The sequence below is a fragment of the Brevundimonas sp. UBA5866 genome (genome assembly GCF_002432125.1).
Classification (GTDB): domain Bacteria; phylum Pseudomonadota; class Alphaproteobacteria; order Caulobacterales; family Caulobacteraceae; genus Brevundimonas.
In genome coordinates this window covers 24,207-24,521 of record NZ_DJFS01000068.1, presented here as the reverse complement: position 1 = coordinate 24,521, position 315 = coordinate 24,207, and the positions used below count along the sequence as shown (strand labels likewise).

Annotated in this window: 1 pseudogene; it reads right to left on the bottom strand. The window is 71.1% G+C overall.

Features of this window, described 5'->3' with window-relative positions:
* Positions 1 to 315: pseudogene (locus tag B3H86_RS07505) on the bottom strand (DNA-packaging protein); the annotation flags it as partial.

Here is a 315-nt window from a genome sequence, read left to right as displayed (position 1 = left end):
CGCCTCAAAATCCTCGGCGGCCTTCACCGCCGCCTTGGCCCAGCCCACAGGCGACAAGCCCCGCACCGACCGATCCGCCAGCACATAGGCCCTGCCCTCGCGCCGCCCGCACACCACAATCCCGCACGCATCGCCATGCGCGGTCACAGGCGGATCAACCGCCACCACCACGCGCTCCAGCCGCACCGGCACACTGCCCCGCGCGCGGCCTAAATCCTCCGCCCGAAACAACGCGCCGTCCGCCTCGACGATCAGCCCCTCCAGTTCCTGCGCCTCCAACCGCGTCCCCGCATAAAGCGCCCGCAGATGCCCCAG